Annotated in this window: 15 protein-coding genes; 10 read left to right on the top strand and 5 right to left on the bottom strand. The window is 62.5% G+C overall.

The features are described from left to right. Window positions 1-93: 93 nt before the first annotated feature. The 4 genes from pdxY (at window position 94) to QP363_RS08460 (ending at window position 3,970) form a co-directional block, all read left to right on the top strand. Window positions 94-942: a pyridoxal kinase PdxY gene (gene pdxY, locus QP363_RS08475; protein WP_070446681.1), complete on the top strand. Its 849-nt coding sequence runs from the start codon at window positions 94-96 to the stop codon at window positions 940-942. A gap of 534 nt (window positions 943-1,476) precedes the next feature. After that, window positions 1,477-2,472, top strand: coding sequence for a GTPase Era (gene era / locus QP363_RS08470; RefSeq protein ID WP_049157277.1), 996 nt, complete (start codon window positions 1,477-1,479; stop codon window positions 2,470-2,472). An 18-nt stretch (window positions 2,473-2,490) separates the two neighbouring features. Then, window positions 2,491-3,207, top strand: a complete 717-nt coding sequence (gene recO / locus QP363_RS08465) for a DNA repair protein RecO (RefSeq protein ID WP_070525526.1) — start codon at window positions 2,491-2,493, stop codon at window positions 3,205-3,207. A 10-nt stretch (window positions 3,208-3,217) separates the two neighbouring features. Beyond that, on the top strand, window positions 3,218-3,970 hold the full coding sequence (locus tag QP363_RS08460) for an isoprenyl transferase (protein ID WP_070446679.1): 753 nt from the start codon (window positions 3,218-3,220) through the stop codon (window positions 3,968-3,970). A gap of 68 nt (window positions 3,971-4,038) precedes the next feature. On the opposite strand, the gene QP363_RS08455 is transcribed toward QP363_RS08460, so the two are convergent. Both QP363_RS08455 and QP363_RS08450 read right to left on the bottom strand, forming a co-directional pair. After that, entirely contained in the window at window positions 4,039-4,458 is a 420-nt protein-coding gene (locus QP363_RS08455) for a Fur family transcriptional regulator (protein WP_070644584.1), read from the bottom strand. A gap of 27 nt (window positions 4,459-4,485) precedes the next feature. Further along, the gene (locus QP363_RS08450; RefSeq protein WP_070446677.1) at window positions 4,486-4,785 is read right to left on the bottom strand and encodes a helix-turn-helix transcriptional regulator; all 300 of its coding nucleotides are present in this window, start codon (window positions 4,783-4,785) and stop codon (window positions 4,486-4,488) included. 190 nt (window positions 4,786-4,975) lie between these two features. On the opposite strand from QP363_RS08450, the gene QP363_RS08445 reads away from it, so the two are divergent. From QP363_RS08445 to QP363_RS08435, 3 genes are read left to right on the top strand one after another with little or no spacing between them, the layout of a single operon-like run. Then, complete coding sequence (locus QP363_RS08445; protein ID WP_010190757.1) at window positions 4,976-6,355, top strand: glycine--tRNA ligase; 1,380 nt, start codon at window positions 4,976-4,978, stop codon at window positions 6,353-6,355. Further along, window positions 6,355-6,873: a hypothetical protein gene (locus QP363_RS08440; protein ID WP_070446676.1), complete on the top strand. Its 519-nt coding sequence runs from the start codon at window positions 6,355-6,357 to the stop codon at window positions 6,871-6,873. Before QP363_RS08445 ends, QP363_RS08440 begins: the two co-directional genes overlap by 1 nt. Beyond that, on the top strand, window positions 6,873-7,310 hold the full coding sequence (locus tag QP363_RS08435) for a hypothetical protein (protein ID WP_284763992.1): 438 nt from the start codon (window positions 6,873-6,875) through the stop codon (window positions 7,308-7,310). The genes QP363_RS08440 and QP363_RS08435 overlap by 1 nt, the downstream gene beginning before the upstream one ends. 605 nt (window positions 7,311-7,915) lie before the next feature. On the opposite strand, the gene QP363_RS08430 is transcribed toward QP363_RS08435, so the two are convergent. Beyond that, on the bottom strand, window positions 7,916-9,973 hold the full coding sequence (locus QP363_RS08430) for a TPM domain-containing protein (protein ID WP_284763990.1): 2,058 nt from the start codon (window positions 9,971-9,973) through the stop codon (window positions 7,916-7,918). 44 nt (window positions 9,974-10,017) lie between these two features. On the opposite strand from QP363_RS08430, the gene QP363_RS08425 reads away from it, so the two are divergent. From QP363_RS08425 to QP363_RS08415, 3 genes are all read left to right on the top strand, one after another. Further along, window positions 10,018-10,602 (top strand): YdcF family protein, encoded by a 585-nt coding sequence (locus tag QP363_RS08425; protein ID WP_284763988.1) that lies wholly within the window; start codon window positions 10,018-10,020, stop codon window positions 10,600-10,602. An 11-nt stretch (window positions 10,603-10,613) separates the two neighbouring features. Next, a complete protein-coding gene (locus tag QP363_RS08420) occupies window positions 10,614-11,888 on the top strand; it encodes a deoxyguanosinetriphosphate triphosphohydrolase (RefSeq protein WP_284763987.1) in 1,275 nt (424 codons plus the stop codon). Between the two features lie 245 nt (window positions 11,889-12,133). Further along, a complete protein-coding gene (locus tag QP363_RS08415; RefSeq protein WP_284763985.1) occupies window positions 12,134-15,415 on the top strand; it encodes a LamG-like jellyroll fold domain-containing protein in 3,282 nt (1,093 codons plus the stop codon). A 76-nt stretch (window positions 15,416-15,491) separates the two neighbouring features. On the opposite strand, the gene QP363_RS08410 is transcribed toward QP363_RS08415, so the two are convergent. Together QP363_RS08410 and QP363_RS08405 are read right to left on the bottom strand one after the other, a co-directional pair. Continuing rightward, the gene (locus QP363_RS08410; protein ID WP_070525502.1) at window positions 15,492-15,725 is read right to left on the bottom strand and encodes a barstar family protein; all 234 of its coding nucleotides are present in this window, start codon (window positions 15,723-15,725) and stop codon (window positions 15,492-15,494) included. Between the two features lie 3 nt (window positions 15,726-15,728). Then, entirely contained in the window at window positions 15,729-16,238 is a 510-nt protein-coding gene (locus QP363_RS08405) for a ribonuclease domain-containing protein (protein ID WP_284763981.1), read from the bottom strand. Window positions 16,239-16,294 lie beyond the last annotated feature (56 nt).

Here is a 16,294-nt window from a genome sequence, read left to right as displayed (position 1 = left end):
TGCCGCGCCTGACACGGCCGCGCTAAGACAGCGTGTTTGCTAAATAAGGCCAATCGTTGAGGTGTGTGGTGGGACGTAGCACAATAGAGGATTATGAACATCCTCTCCATCCAGTCCCACGTCACCTTCGGCCACGTGGGCAACTCCGCAGCAGTCTTTCCCCTTCAGCGCGCTGGCCATGAGGTGTGGCCGATTCACACGGTGAACTTCTCCAACCACACCGGTTATGGCGATTGGGGCGGGCCGATGATCCCGGCGGAAGAGGTCACGGCGATTGTGGACGGCATCGAGAAGCGCGGTGCTTTCCCGCGCATTGATGCGATCTTGTCCGGCTACCAGGGTGGGCCGGATATTGCCGGTGCCATCGTGGACGCGGTAAACCGCATCAAGGCTGTGAACCCGAAGGCCCTCTACGCCTGCGACCCGGTCATGGGTAACGCCAAGTCCGGCTGCTTCGTCTCCGACGAAATCCCGCCGCTGCTGCGCGATAAGGTCGTTCCAGTCGCGGACATCATCACCCCGAACCAGTTCGAGCTGGGGTACCTGACAGACTCTGAGGTAGGCACCTTGGAGCAAACGCTTGCCGCGGTGAAGCGCGCGCAGGAGATCGGTCCGAAGACCGTGCTGGTGACCTCGGTGCAGCGCCCAGAGACCAGCGAGGACGAGATCGAGATGCTCGCCGTTGATGGCGAGCGCGCCTTCCTGGTGAGCACCCCCAAGCTACCGTTCAAGCGCAACGGTTCGGGTGACGTCACGGCCTCGCTTTTCACCGGCCACTACGTGGAAACCCACGATGCGAAGGAAGCGCTCAAGCGCACGGCTTCTTCGGTCTTCGACTTGCTGCAGAACACCTACGAGGCGGATTCGCAGGAGCTGCTGCTCATCGAGTCGCAGGACGCCTTTGCTCACCCGCAGCTGCAGTTCCGGGTGGAGGAGCTCTAGCCGCCAATCCGTGACCGCTGCCCGCGCGCCTTTGCAGCTTGAGGCTTGGCGGTCTCGCGCACCAGTCTGAGTCTCGGCCTTACGTGGCCCTGCCGTCAGCCTTCGCTGTGGTCCCGCAAAAGGTGCCCGGCAAACGGCATCTCCCAAAAGGCGTCTCTGGTAGTAAAAACGCCTTCTGGACGCCGCAAAAGGCGTTTTTAGGCGTGAAAACGCCTTTTAACAGATGCCTCCTGGAAGATGCCATGTGGCGCAAGCTTTTTCGCAGTCGCCATGCGGCGGATACGCTCGCGCCATCAACTCTCACCCTCGCGCACCGCTGCTTTCGTGGCCCACCTTCAACGATGTGGTTTCCAGCCATAAGGTTCTACTCACATGGTTCGGGTCAGAAGGTTCTCTTGGGGGCAAACAAACCTTCTGCAGGTCGCTAGATGGTTCGTTTGGGGGCAAGGAAACCTTATGACTAGAACCGTCTGACTGGAACCATCTGCGCAGCGCGAAGGAACCACCGGTGCGTGCGTTATGATATGAGGCAATATGAGCACTGATTTCGATGCCGCCTTCGCCGACCTACCAGCCGAGGGCGAAGCCAACCCCGCCGACTACTCGCAGTACACCGACACGCCCGAGGGCTTCCGCTCCGGCTTCGTGTCTTTCGTCGGCCGCCCCAACACCGGCAAGTCCACCCTGACCAACGCGCTGGTGGGGCAGAAGATCGCCATCACGGCGGACCAGCCCGAGACCACCCGCCACCCCATCCGCGGCCTGGTGCACCGCGAGGATGCGCAGATCGTCCTCGTCGACACACCTGGCCTGCACCGCCCGCGCACTCTGCTCGGCGAGCGCCTCAACGAGGTAGTCAAAGACACGTATGCAGACGTTGACGTCATCGGCCTGACCATCCCCGCGGATGAGAAGATTGGCCCCGGCGATCGTTGGATCTTGGAGAACGTCCGCAAGGTCGCGCCGAAGACCCCCATCATCGGCATCGTCACCAAGCTAGATAAAGCGTCCAAGGACCAAGTCGGCGCCCAGCTGCTTGCCCTGCACGAGCTGCTCGCGGAAGAGAACCCCGATGCCGTGGTCATCCCCGTTTCCGCCACCGAGCGCGTGCAGCTGGATGAGCTGACCCAGGTCATCGTGGACCACCTGCCCGAAGGCCCCAAGTTTTACCCCGATGACCACGTCACCGACGAAGACCAGTCCAAGCGCATCGCCGAGCTGATCCGCGAGTCTGCGCTCTCCGGTCTGAAATACGAGCTGCCGCACTCGGTTGCCGTCGAGGTCGATGAGATTCTGCCTAGCCAGGAGCGCCCGGACGTCCTCAACGTCCACGCCATCCTCTACCTGGAGCGCCCCGGCCAGAAGCGCATCATCGAAGGCAAGGACGGCCGCCGCTTCCGCCGCATCGTGGGTACCGCCCGCAAGGAAATCATTCAGCTCCTTGGCCAAAACGTCTACCTTGACCTGCGTATTAAGGTGCTTAAGAATTGGCAGTCGGACCCGAAGGCGCTGGGCCGCCTGGGCTTCTAAAAGCCGGAGAACTTCCACATGCGCGAAAACTTCCGCGACCGCGCCCTTGTCATCCGCTCCTATGATTTCGGCGAGGCGGACCGCATCATCGTGCTCTTGACCCGCCACCACGGCCTCGTGCGCGGGGTGGCCAAGGGAGTGCGCCGCGCCAAGTCGCGCTTCGGCTCGCGCCTGCAGCTCTTCGTTAACCTCGACGTTCAGCTTTATCCCGGGCGTAACCTCTACACCATTTCCCAGGCCGATACCGTGGATTACTTCGGCGCGCGCATCATCGAGGACTACGAGCGCTATACCGCTGCGTGTGCTGCCCTCGAATCCGCCGAGCGCCTCGCCGCCGCTGATGCCCCCGGCGATCCCTACCTCTATGAGGCCTGCGTCGATGTCCTCGACAAGCTTCAGCACGGCGATCCGCTCATGCTTCTCGATGCCTTCCTTCTCAAAGCCATGTCCCACGCCGGCTGGGCTCCCAGCCTTTTCGATTGCGCCCAGTGCCAAAGACCCGGCCCGCACCACGCCTTCCACCCAGCCGTGGGCGGGGCCGCCTGCCACCAATGCCGCCCACCAGGCGCCGCCGAGGTAGACCCAGAAACCCTGCACCACATGTGGCTCATCGCCCATGACCACCCCAGCCAGCCGACGAACGCCCAAGCCCAAGAGGCCCATCGCCTCACCCGCGCGCACCTGCAATGGCATCTTGAGCGAAGCGTTGGCGCGTTGGGGATCATGGAACAGTAGACTGTAACCCGTGATTACGCCTGACCCGAACCGAGTTCTTCATCCGCCCGCTATCCCGCAGGAGTTCCTGCCGCGCCACATCGCGCTGGTCATGGACGGCAACGGCCGCTGGGCAGAGGAGCGCGGCATGAAGCGCACCGAGGGCCATCGTAGGGGAGAAGCTGTGCTTCTCGACGTCGTCGATGCCTGCCTCTCCCTCGGTGTTCCTTACCTTTCCGCCTATGCCTTCTCCACCGAGAATTGGCGCCGCAGCGCGGAGGAAGTCCGCTTCCTCATGGGCTTTAACCGCGATGTGCTGCGCCGCCAGCGACACTGGCTCAACGAGAGGGGAGTGCGCGTGGTCTGGGCCGGCCGCCGCCCGCGCCTGTGGCGCTCTGTGATCAAGGAGCTCGAGGCCGCAGAGGAGCTGACTAAGGACAACACCAAGATGACCTTGGTGATGTGCGTGAACTACGGTGGTCGCGCCGAGCTTGTCGACGGCATCCGGAAACTCGCCGAGCAAGTCTCCCGCGGCGAGCTGGACCCGCGCTCCATCAATGAGAAGACGGTCAGCTCGGTGATGTATGACCCCGATATGCCAGACGTGGATTTGTTCTTGCGCCCCTCCGGTGAGAAGCGCACCTCCAACTTCCTGCTGTGGCAGTCGGCTTACGCAGAGATGATTTACCAGGACAAGCTCTTCCCGGATTTCACTCCGGAAGACTTGTTCGCCGCGGTGGAGGAGTACGCGCGGCGTGACCGCCGCTTCGGCGGCGTCAAGTAGCGCGCGAGCTGTGTAGTGCTGTCGAGGGGGATGAAGATATCCTCGATGTGGCAGGAAAAGTGGCGTGTCTAAGACGCCGCGCGGCACTCGGCGCAGATGCCGAAGATTTCGGCATCGTGCCCGGTGAGCTCGAAGTCGTGCTCCTTGGCTACCGAGGAGGCCCACTCTTCAATCGGGCCGCCATCGATTTCTTCGGTGCGGCCGCATTTGGTGCACACCAAGTGGTGGTGGTGCGCATCGCTCTCGCAATGGCGGTAGAGGGTCTCGCCGGAGGGCATGTGGAGCGCGTCAACAGCTTCAATCTCCGAGAGTGATTGGAGCGTGCGATAGACGGTGGTGAGGCCGACTTTCTGGTTACCGTCGAGAAGCGCCTGGTGAATGTCCTTGGCAGAGACGAACTTGTCGAGACTGCGCAGGACCTCAACGACGGCGGTGCGCTGGCGGGTATTGCGAGCGCCGAGTTTGGGAATACTGTCGTGGATGGCCATGGGGCTTAGTTTATCAACACACTTCCATTAAGAGGTGGCCAGTGAGGCGTCGCGAAGCAAAGGCAGCACTTTAGGGGCCACCAAAGAGTAACGGACTTCGCGGCCGGTGCGCTCGCTGTCGACGATGTTCGCGCGTTTCAAAACCCGCAGGTGCTGACTAATAAGTGGCTGCGATTTGCCGGTCGCGGAGACCAGTTCGTGGACGTAGTGATCGCGCTCGGCCAGGCGCTGGATGATGTCGATGCGCAACGGTGAATCCAAAGCGCTAATGACGGAGGCAGCCGCCGCCAGATCGAGGGGAGGGGTGTCAGTCTGGGTGTTGGTCACGCCGTTCACCTTCAGTCATTTCTATCGGTGGAGAGTTAAAAAGAGAGCTATCGGCACTATAGCTGAAGAATGCGGAAATGTGTATAAAATGCACCACACTTCTGGGGTGAAGGCACGCGGTGCTAAGGGGCACGCTAGACTAGGCCGCACTGTATAAAGACTGTCCCCTACCAGAGGAGTCCCATTAGCTATGGCATCCGTCATTGATACCGTCGTCAGCCTGTGTAAGCGCCGCGGCTTGGTCTACCAGGCAGGTGAGATTTATGGCGGTTCCCGCTCTGCGTGGGACTATGGCCCGCTTGGCGTCGAGCTCAAAGAGAACATCAAGCGCCAGTGGTGGCGCCACATGGTGCAGTCCCGCGATGATGTCGTGGGTGTCGATACTTCTGTGATCCAGCCGCGCCAGGTGTGGGTCTCCTCCGGCCACGTTGAGGTCTTCACCGACCCGCTGGTGGAGTCCAAGCACACCGGTAAGCGCTACCGCGCCGACCACCTGATTGAGGCCTACGAGGAAAAGCACGGCCATGAGCCGGCCAACGGCCTTGCGGATATTAATGATCCGGAGACCGGCCAGCCGGGTGACTGGACCGAGCCGAAGGCTTTCTCCGGCCTGCTCAAGACCTTCCTGGGTCCGGTCGATGATGAGCAGGGTCTGCACTACCTGCGCCCGGAGACCGCGCAGGGCATCTTCGTGAACTTCAAGAACGTGATGACCTCGGCGCGTATGAAGCCGCCGTTCGGCATCGCCAACATTGGTAAGTCCTTCCGTAACGAGATCACCCCGGGTAACTTCATCTTCCGCACCCGCGAGTTCGAGCAGATGGAGATGGAGTTCTTCGTCAAACCGGGTGAGGACGAAGAGTGGCACCAGTACTGGATCGATGACCGCTTCAACTGGTACATCGACCTCGGTATCAAGAAGGAGAACCTGCGCCTCTACGAGCACCCGCAGGAGAAGCTTTCCCACTACTCCAAGCGCACCGTGGACGTGGAATACGCCTACAACTTCAAAGGCTCCAAGTGGGGCGAGCTGGAAGGCGTGGCCAACCGTACGGACTACGACCTTTCCGTGCATACCAAGGGCTCGGGCGAGGACCTGTCCTACTTTGACCAGGAGGCTGGCGAGCGCTGGACCCCGTACGTCATCGAGCCGGCTGCCGGCCTGGGCCGCGCCATGATGGCCTTCCTCATCGATGCTTATGACGAGGAGGAGGCCCCGAACGCCAAGGGCGGTACCGATAAGCGCGTGGTGCTGCGTCTGGACCGCCGTCTGGCTCCGGTCAAGGTGGCCGTGCTGCCGCTGTCCAAGAAGGAAGAACTGTCCACCCCGGCCCGCGAGCTGGCCAACAAGCTGCGCGCCAACTGGAACGTGGAGTTCGATGTCTCTGGTGCCATCGGCCGCCGCTACCGCCGCCAGGATGAGATCGGCACGCCTTTCTGCGTGACCTATGACTTCGACACCCTCGAGGACAACGCGGTCACCGTGCGTGAGCGTGACTCCATGGAGCAGGAGCGCGTCAAGCTCGACGAGCTTGAGGCTTACCTGGCCGCTCGCCTGGTTGGCTGCTAATGCACTACACCAGCTGGGACCGCAGTGACCGCCAGAACCCGGTCCTCCTCGTGGGGGAGGGGCCGGCGTCGTTGGGCATGTTCCAGGAACGCTCGGCGGATGTGGAAGGCGAGCACTGGCGCTTAGGCCTCGATGACTTGGGCGCGTCAGTGACCTTGGAGGATGACCGCGTCTACCGCCTGGCGGGCAACCCCAAGCGCGATAAGCGTTTGGAGGCCTCGCTGGACGGGCGCACCTTTGCCTTCATCAACGAGGCTGGTGGCGACTGGATTGTTGAAGACCACGACGGCCTTAAAATCGCGCAATTTTCCTCCAAGAACTCTGGCGTACGCAAGGCCATCCTCGAGTTCGAAGGCGAGGACAGCGATGATTCCGATGACCTCAGTCATTCGGAGATTGCTGCCCTGAGCTGGTTTACGCGCGTCATCTTGGAGGCCCGGACGCAGAAAACCGCGATTCCGATCATCGCGACGCTGCTGCTCATGACCATCGTCGCCATTGTTGCGGTGCTTCTCTGATGCAGCGCTGGGTGTGGCGCGATGAGGCGCTGGTGGATGGCGCGGGCGAAGTCATCGCCCGCGTGACTCCGACGGGCCTGCTGCTGTCAGATACGGGCACCACCATCGCCTTCAAACACACCCCGGGCGCGCGGCGCTTTACCGTGCGCGGGGCCGACTTTTCCGCGGAGCAGGCCAGCTTTACGGTGAACAAGCTGCGCGCGGCCTGTCAGGGCCGCGAGTACTTGCTTGAGCGCACGAATCCATTCCGCCGGCAGCGCCGTATTCTCGCTATCCCAGACTCCGCCACGTCGGGCACCGCCACCGAGGTCGCTCGCACCACTCCGCGGGGCCGCGGCCTCGAAGTCGCGGTGGGCGAGCTGCCCCTCATCGACGCCGTCTTCACCAGCTACTGTTGCCTGCTTCTCGACGGCTCCACCCGCCCCCTACGCACCTAACCCACCTTCCGCGGTATAACCAGAACCGCTATGCGGGCAGTGGACTTTGTCCTCAGCGAAGAGCTCTTCGAGCATCCTCGCTCGGCTTGGTATGCCGGTAGAGGGCTCGCGTCAGATGGTTGCAGTCATAAGGTTTGTTTGCCCCCAAACGAACCATCTAGCTCGGTGTAAAAGGTTTACTTGCCCCCAGGTAAACCGTTTGACTGCAACCTTTTGAGAGAAGCCTTTTGACGAGAACCATGTGCATGACCGGTCTACGCCTACCGTGTATGTGCACCACCCCGTATCCGAGGAACTGATTGGCCGGCTACCGAGACGCGGTCCAATCGCCGGATGCGTGTACAGGAAAACCGGCCGAAGGCATCTCGCGGACGGCATCCGACAGAAGGCATCTGACAAATGGCGTCTGTCAAAAGGCGTCTTTGGGGCTGAAAACGCCATGTAGAGGGTGCAAAAGGCGTTTTTAGCTGTAAAAATTCCTTCTAGAAGATGCCTTTTGCAAGGCGCCTTTTGCGAGATGCCTTATGGGGCCGCCCCGGTTATGAGATGCCGGGTGTGGGCCGCGGGCTTCGAGGCCTAGGCGCGGAAAGGGGAAGTAGGGGCGGCTAGAAGGAGCCGCCGCGGAAGCCGCCTCCACCACCGCCGCCGAAGCCACCGCCGCCGAAGCCCCCGCCGCCGGAGAAGCCTCCGCCGAAACCGCCACCGAAGCCACCACCGCGGTGGCCGCTGGAGCCTCCGCCGAGAATCTGGCCGATAACCATGCCGGTCAGAATGTTGCCCGCGGCATCAGTGGCCTGGCGGCGCTGCTCCTGGCGGCGATAAGCCTCCAGGTCTTGCTTCGCGCGGTTGAGCGACGTCTGCGCGGCAGAAGCCGCATCGCGGGAATAGTTGAGCGCCGCGCGTAGGTCCTTTGACGCGGAGTTCTGGGCTTGGGCGAAGAGGCGGGTGGCATCGGCAAGAGCCACACGCGCATCGGGGCCCACCACGCGACCACGCGAGGAAAGCAAGTCCTCAGCCGCCTGAATGGCGGACTCGGCCGCAGCAATCTGCTGGCGGTAGAGCGCAATTTGGCGCTCGCGGGTGGCGTTGGTCTCGCGCACGGTATCGAGCTGCTCATCCAGCTTGCTATCGAGAGCCGTCAGCGCTGTGTACTGACCCAGCGGGTCTGCCTGGCCATGCTGGCGAGCCGCACTGAGCGCCTCCCGCGCCTGAACGAGCAGCGACTCCAGCGCGGACCAATCGGCAGGGGAGCCCTGGGCCTTGCCGCGCTGCTCGAGGTGCTGTGCTTCAGCAATTTCTTCCTCAACCTCATCGATGAGCGCCGGCAGGTTATCGCGCGCCGCGGTGATCGAGTTCTCCGCATTCTCAACGGCATTGAGGAGGCGGTCGGAGACCTCCAAGGCGTGCTCGGCATCGCGGATATAGCCCACTAAAGGACCCTGTTGGCCAGCGGGCTGGGACTGCAGTTCCCGGCCGCGCGAAAGCAGCTTCTCGGCCTCGTCGAGCGAGACCTCCGCCATCTCCGGGTTATCCGCAATGGAGGACAGTACCTCCTCGGAATAAGAGCCGCTGAGAGTGGACAGCGTCGTGCGCGCCTGCGGCAGGCGCCCGCGCAAGTCCACCGTGCGCTGGGTCAATTCATCGAGCTTGGAGCCGGCGTTGATGAGCAAATCGCGCATCGTGGCAAAGTCGGCAGCCTGCTCATCCAGCGCATCATCGGCCTGCCCGCAGGAGGAGATAATCTCCACCAGCATCTGGCGGCGCTCCGCCGTCGATTCCGGAAGGTTGTCCTGCAGCTTCTGCTGCAACTGGAAAGCCTTCTGCAACGTCAGCGTGGAGTGGTTCATTGCGCGCGTGAACGGGCGGGTGCGCTCGGGGCCGAACTCGGCCACCGCAATATCCAGCTCCTCCTTGCCGCGGCGGATCGATTCATCCGTGGAGACCAGCTCTTCCTGTGCCAGCTTCTCCAAGGTGTCCACATCCAAGCGGTCCAGCTGTGCGGTATTACTCGGCTCAATCTGGCGCGCCGACTCCAGCGTGGCCGCCGAGTCCTTCTTGGTCTTGCGCCGGCTCGCCACCACGGCGCCACCACCGGCAAGAGCCAGCGCACCCGCGCCGCCCGCCAACCACAGGTCACCAGAGCCATCAGAATCGGAGGAACCAGCCGAGCCGGAAGAAGAGGACCCCGAAGAACCGGTCGCGGCAGCGTCGACAAGCGCGAGCGCGGAGGGGCCGTACTGGTGACCGTCGGCAAGCTTGGCATAAGCCGCCTCATACATCACGTCTAGACGCCCGCGCGGCCACTCATTACCCGTTTGCACGCCTATGGTGGAATCATCCACGCCCACCACATAGGCTGCGGAGTTCGGCCCCTTAGACTTCACAATGCTGTCCGCATAGCTCTCCGCGCCCTCCGGCAGCGAGGAGGCAAAGACCACGAAAATGACCACGTGGTGCTCCTGCTGCAGTGTGCTAATCTTGTCTTCCAACTCGGCCTTTTCCGAATCCGAGAGCACCCCCGCCTCATCCGTTACCTTATCCGTGAGCGAGGCCGCCTCCGGCGCGGCAAGAACGAAATCCGCAGCCATAGCGGGGCTAGCAGTGGCCAACCCCAACACAAGAGCAGCAAGGGCGGCGCGACCAAAACGAGCAGCAGTAGTCATGCGCACCACGATACCTTCCCATTCATCGCTAGAGTGGTCAGACAGTGAAGTACGTTATTGTCCTCGGCGCTGCGCAATACGACGGGCGCCCCTCCCGCATCCTGTCCGGCCGTGTGCGCTTCGCCGCCGAGTACGCCGCCGCGCACGACCTGCCCATCATCACAGTCGGTGGGAAGCTGCCCGGCGATAGGTTCACCGAAGCCGGGGTAGCCAAGCGCTTGCTTGACGACGAACCCCTCACCGTCACCGCCCTGGAAGAAGGCCTGGACACCCGCAGCGAGTTGGCTGCTGCGCATACAAAGCTCGGCGTGCGCGAGGCCGTCATCATCACCGATCCGCTCCACCGTCTGCGCACCTTCCTCATCGCCCGGCAGGAGGGGATACAGGCCACGGTGCTGGGCACGCCCTATTATCCTTCGCCGCGTTTCTCCATTCCTTGGTGGCGCTACCTGGCGCACGAGCTAGGTGGCCTGGCCTATCTAGGCCTGCGGACTCTATTGGGGGAGAAGCGCACCGCAGGCGTGCGCACGGCCTTCTACCGCATCGAGCGCCTCATCCGCCCCAACCAGGCCCTACGCCACCAAGTTATTGGCGCGAGGCAGACCCAGGAAGGCCGGGACTCCGCCTAAGCTTGGACACCGTGAGCTATTCCTATCGCGCAGAAGACGTCGCCCGCCTCGCCTCCGAGTCACCCAAGGGCTCGGCCCTGCTCAAATCCGAGGAACACCGCGGCGCCTTCTCCCGCGACCGCGCCCGCGTCCTGCATTCTGCAGCTCTGCGCCGACTAGCGGATAAGACCCAAGTGGTAGGCCCGCGCGACGGCGATACCCCGCGCACCCGGCTGACACACTCTTTAGAGGTCAGCCAGATTGCACGCAGCATCGGTGCGGGCTTAGGCCTGGACCCAGACCTGTGCGATATGGCGGGCCTGACCCATGACATCGGCCACCCGCCCTACGGCCACAACGGCGAGAATGCCCTCAACGAGGTGGCGCTCGGCGGCTTCGAGGGCAATGCCCAGACCTTGCGCATCCTGACCAAGCTGGAGCCCAAGGTAGTGCTGGATACCCCGGCGGGCCCGCGCAGCTATGGCCTCAACCTCACTCGCGCGTCACTGGATGCCGCCTGCAAATACCCCTGGACCAAGACCAACCCGGATGGCACGACCAACCGCAAATACGGCGCCTACGACGAAGACGCGGACGTGCTGGAGTGGCTGCGCCAAGGACACCCAGACCAGCGCAAGTCCATGGAGGCGCAGGTGATGGACTGGTCAGATGATATTGCTTATTCCGTCCATGACGTCGAAGACGGCATCATCTCCCGCCGCATCTCTTTGAACGTGCTCTGGGACCTGGTGGAGCTGGCCAACCTCGCGGACAAGGGCGCAAAAGCCTTCGGCGGCACTGCCGATGAGCTCCTCGAGGCCGCCGACCGCCTGCGCCAGCTGGACGTCATCAACGCCATCGGCAATTTCGACTACTCCCTGCGCTCTTATGCCAACTTAAAGAAGATGACCTCGGAGCTTGTCGGCCGCTATGTTGGCGCTACCGTTTCCGCCACGCTCGCGGCTAACGACGGCCCCCTCGGCCGCATGCACGGCGGCCTCGCCGTCCCACCGGGTGCCGTGGCGGAGGTAACGCTGCTCAAGACCATCGCCGTTCTCTACGTCATGGATGAACCCGCCCACCTGGCCCGTCAAGACCGCCAGCGCGAGCGCATCTACCGCGTCTACGACTACCTGGTGGCCGGCGCGCCGGGCTCTCTCGACGCCACCTTCTCCCTGTGGTGGAAGCAAGCCGAGACCGATCTGGAGCGTGACCGCGCCATCATCGACCAGATTGCCTCCATGACGGAATCCCGCCTGGAGCGCTTGGCGCAGCGCAGCGCGGACCTTTTTGGTTTCCTTAGCTAGCCGGCAACTAGTCAGCAGCAGACCAGCACCAAGCCCAGTAGCACCGTGCCCCACACAACGGCACAGCATCCCAAGAGACGCCTGTCCCCCGATAGTTGAACACCGTTCACTTGGGCGTTACATAGCCGACAACTCTTCTTAAAACCGGCCACCTAACCTCAGGCAGGTCCGCGTGCCGCCAGGCCGCCTTATTGCCTGCCCGCAGCGGAAGTCTCTTCATTTGTATTAACTGTCAAGGAATTTTTGTGTCTCAGAAAAAGCTGCATAAAGCCGCGCTCATTGCCTCTATCAGCCTCGTTGGCTCCAGCCTCGTCTCTCCCGCACTCGCCTCCGCCCAGAACCTGCCCCAGGCAGACATCCTGGATCTCTCCTTTGAGAACGGTGTCATCAGCAACTCCGCATCTGATGCCGAGCCGCTGAAGATCGGCGAGCCCACCGTGGAGCAAGACAGCGTGCTTGAGCGCCCCGTGGCTCACTTCGATGGCCGCAAGGATGCCGTCGGCTTCGACATTGGGGATAAGTTTGACCAGATCAAGGACGGCTTCACCGTCGAGTGCGTTTTCCGCTATGACGGGGACTTCGACGGCAACGAAAAGAGCCTCTGTGCCAACAAGGAAGCCGGCGGCTGGGCCATGGTCATCTACGGCGACCAGCTCACCTTCACCGTCAACGGCAGCGATGGCTACAAGAAGGCCCAGCAGCAGGTGGAGCCGGGCCAGTGGTACCACGCGGTCGGCGTCTATGACGGAAACAAGAGCGAGCTCTACGTCAACGGCGCCAAGGTGGCTGAGAACACCGAGATCAACGGTGAGGTGACCAAGCCCAAGTCCAATTCCACCGCCGTGATGATCGGTGCGGATTCCGGCCGGGATAACGCCGCCCAGTTCTACTCCGATGCCGTGGTCAGCGAGGCCCGCATCTTCTCCGATCCGCTGGGCGAAGAAGAAATTCTCGCCCTCTACGAGGATTCCAACCTGAGCACCGATAAGAAGGCGGAGATCACCGGCTCCACCCCGAGCGCGGGTCAGCACCTGACGGGCCCGGTGACTTTCGACGTCCAGTTCAACAACGATGCCCTCATCTCCCGCGAGCTCACCTACACCCTGGACGGCGAGGACATCGAGCTGGGGCAAGAAATCGGAGCTGGCCTCAAGGAAGGAAACCACTCCATCCAGGCCGAGGGCCGCGATGTCTTTGGCAACCCCATCTCCCAGACCATCGACTTCACCTCCGGCAACCTCCCGGGTGCCGCCGGCACCGACTCCACGCCGAGCGGGGAGGGTGTGACCATCTCCGCTCGCGCGGACAACCCGAGCGGTGGGGAAGTGGAGACCACTTTCACTGAAGCCGATGTGGCTGTAGCGGAGAAGGGCTTCCAAGGCACCTTCACGGATATCCCGGAGAGCCTGGACTTTAAGTACGAAGACGGCGAGGACTTCGACAAGGCCCTCAACCCGGACAACGAGGATGCTCAGGAGACCAGCTCCACGGAGCACATGCCCTTCCAGCGCTTTGACCTGAAGCTCAAGGACGCTGAGAAGAAGGCCCACGACATCGCCTGGTCCGGCACCGTGGACCCCAAGCGCTCGGTGCGCCTCATGGCCTGGAACACCACAACCAATAGCTGGGAGAAGTTGGCAGAAACCCGCGGCGCAGCCGACGCTCAAGTAAGCCTTAGCGCGCAAGCCAACCAAGATTTCGTCGACGGTGACACCATCCACACCATGCTGGTGGGCTACGACGTCTTTGCCGATGACCTCAACGAGCCCGTCAACGAGCAGTTCGCCGACACCAGCGACTATGACTTTTCCATCGCCCACCACACCGATACCCAGTACCTCTCCGAAGGCGCGGTAGAAAAGGCCACCGCCGAGGAGCGCAAGAAGTGGGAAGAAAGCTACACCGCGGCCACCCAATGGATTGCCGATAACGCCGACGAGCGCAAGATCGCCTACTCCGCACACACCGGTGACATCATTGAGAACTGGATTGGCAAGGACAATGACCGCCCCAATGCCAAGAAGGAATTCGAAGTAGCCTCCAACGCCCAGAAGATTCTGGAGGACGCCGGTGTCGTCAATGGCGTGCTGCCCGGCAACCACGATAACCAAAGCGGCGCGGATGTCGGTGCGGGCAACCTCTACAACGAGTACTTCGGCCCGGAGCGCTACGAGGCTCAGCAGGGCAAGGGCAAGTGGGCTGAGCAGGACGCCTCCTACCACCCCTACGCTGAGGGCGATAACGACAACCACTATGACCTGTTCTCCACCAACGGCATGGACTTCATCGCCCTACACCTGGGCTATGACGTCACTGAGGAGGAAGCCGCGTGGGCGGATAAGGTGCTCAAGCAGTACTCCGACCGCAACGCCATTCTGCTGACCCACGCCTACCTCAAGCCTTCCGCTAGCCCGGATGGCCGCGGCTCGGACTTCTCCCACGACGGCGTGATGGTTTATGAGAACGTCATCCAGAAAAACCCCAACGTGGCCCTGGTCCTGGCCGGTCACGAGCATGGCGTGTCCATCGTCAGCCGCAAGGACGTCGGCCACACCAACAATCACGTGGTGGAGCTTCTCGCGGACTACCAGTTCTACGAGGTCGGCTCCGATGAGCTGGGTCTGACGGAGATCGGCGACTATGACGGTGACACCGGCTTGCGCTTTGGGTCCAGCTACCTGCGCCTCCTGCAATTCGATCTGCAGAATTCAGAGATGATCGTGGATACGTATTCGCCGCTTCTCGACGACCACAACGCCACCGAGTACGACGACCGCCAGCGCTACAACGGTCACGAGGACGAGTTCCGTATTCCTATCCAGTTCCAGACCCGCAAGACCAGCTTTGCGACGAACTCCATGCTCGCCCTGACCGATACCGGCAAGGAGATTGGCAAAGACACCGCCAAGTCCGGCTGGCCTGCCAGCGTGACCTACAAGGACGTTAAGGCCGGCCAGGCCTATGGCTGGTATGCCACCTCCGCCGACGCCTCCTCCAAGGAAGACACGAAGCCCGGCATCGTGCGCCAGTTCGGCGTCTTCACCGCGCCGGAGCAGCAGGAGACGGATAACAAAGCCCCTGAACTCACCGTCCACAGCGACAAACTCACCATCACCAAGGGTGAAAAGGCCAACCTTCTCGAAGGTGTCAGCGCCAAGGACGATCAGGACGGTGACCTCACCGACAAGGTGAAGGTAGTGGGCAACATCGACACCTCCAAGCCGGGCGTCTACTCCGTCACCTACACCGTCACCGACTCCGCCGGCAACCAGGCCTTGGCTTCCCGCGTCGTGGAAGTCACCGCCGGCAACCAAGGCGACAACACCGACAACGGCTCCAGCGACAGCAGCAGCGACAGCAGTTCCAGCGACTCGAGCAATAGCTCGAGCCGGGGTACAGGCAGTGTCCTCCCGGCCATTTTCGGCGCCCTCTTCGGCGCGGCAGGCGCCACCGCCATCATTGCCGGCCTGCTGAACTACCTCGCACCTGAGGTCCGCGACACCATCAAACGTGCCCTTGGCCTCTAAGGCCTAAGACCCCGGCTGGGCCACCACCCGCCGGGGCACCACGCGCCGGGCCAGCACCCGCCGGCCCACAACCTCACTAGCGCACGAGCGCGACACCCTGGTCCTCCAGCACCATGCTGATGGGGGCCAGGTCTTCTTCAACCATGTCGAAATCCGCGGCGATAATTGCCACGATGTGCTGCTCGCGGAGGAAATCCGCCAGGGCATCAAGGTTGCGCGGGGCGCCCGAGGTGCAGCCGCGCAGGCGGCCGAGCGCACCATAGAAATCCTCGCGCGTGCGGATGGGTTCAGTAATGAGAATGCGTTGCATGCCTTAGTCCTCCGCGTCCGGGATACTGCAGAAGCTTTCGTAGTGGTCATCGGTGTAGTACCAGACGTCCGGGTCGGTCTCACTGCCGCCGCCGGTAACAATGCGCTTGGCCCCGCGGTGCCCAATCCCCGGTGTTTCCACGGTGTACTCGCGGTAGTAGTTCTTCGCCTGCTGCGGCAGAACGCCCTCATAGTTTCCGAAACGCACGTTGTCATTATCCGGATAGTCATAGGGCCCGCCGGCCAGGATGTCCTCGGCGGTCTCGTGGGCCTCCTGCGGCAGGGAATCCATGGCGCAGGTGGGCAGGCTTGACTCGCCCTGCTTTGCGGCGTCCCCCTTAGCCCCACCAGCTGCAGAGGATGCACCCGCCGCAGCGGAAGACGGCGCTGCCTTCTGGTCCGCGCCATCGCCGGAGCCACCGAGGTCAATGCCGAAGTAGCCCGCGACGAGGACCAGAACCGCGCCACCGATGAGGGCCGGCAGCGATTTTTTGGAGGGGGAGGATTGGGACATGGCCCCATCATTGCAGCTATAAGGCCTGAACCAGAAATCCAGACCAGGCCTTTTTG

It is taken from the genome of Corynebacterium sp. UMB6689 (assembly GCF_030215295.1).
Classification (GTDB): domain Bacteria; phylum Actinomycetota; class Actinomycetes; order Mycobacteriales; family Mycobacteriaceae; genus Corynebacterium; species Corynebacterium aurimucosum.
The sequence above is the reverse complement of the archived record's forward strand: the minus strand, read 5'-3'. Positions and strand labels throughout refer to the sequence as shown.

Bases quoted from the DNA above. Each gene is read 5' to 3' on its own strand.
- pdxY (WP_070446681.1), top strand. From the start codon at position 94: ATGAACATCCTCTCCATCCAGTCCCACGTCACCTTCGGCCACGTGGGC.
- era (WP_049157277.1), top strand. From the start codon at position 1,477: ATGAGCACTGATTTCGATGCCGCCTTCGCCGACCTACCAGCCGAGGGC.
- recO (WP_070525526.1), top strand. From the start codon at position 2,491: ATGCGCGAAAACTTCCGCGACCGCGCCCTTGTCATCCGCTCCTATGAT.
- QP363_RS08455 (WP_070644584.1), bottom strand. From the start codon at position 4,458: ATGGCCATCCACGACAGTATTCCCAAACTCGGCGCTCGCAATACCCGC.
- QP363_RS08445 (WP_010190757.1), top strand. From the start codon at position 4,976: ATGGCATCCGTCATTGATACCGTCGTCAGCCTGTGTAAGCGCCGCGGC.
- QP363_RS08440 (WP_070446676.1), top strand. From the start codon at position 6,355: ATGCACTACACCAGCTGGGACCGCAGTGACCGCCAGAACCCGGTCCTC.
- QP363_RS08435 (WP_284763992.1), top strand. From the start codon at position 6,873: ATGCAGCGCTGGGTGTGGCGCGATGAGGCGCTGGTGGATGGCGCGGGC.
- QP363_RS08430 (WP_284763990.1), bottom strand. From the start codon at position 9,973: ATGACTACTGCTGCTCGTTTTGGTCGCGCCGCCCTTGCTGCTCTTGTG.
- QP363_RS08410 (WP_070525502.1), bottom strand. From the start codon at position 15,725: ATGCAACGCATTCTCATTACTGAACCCATCCGCACGCGCGAGGATTTC.
- QP363_RS08405 (WP_284763981.1), bottom strand. From the start codon at position 16,238: ATGTCCCAATCCTCCCCCTCCAAAAAATCGCTGCCGGCCCTCATCGGT.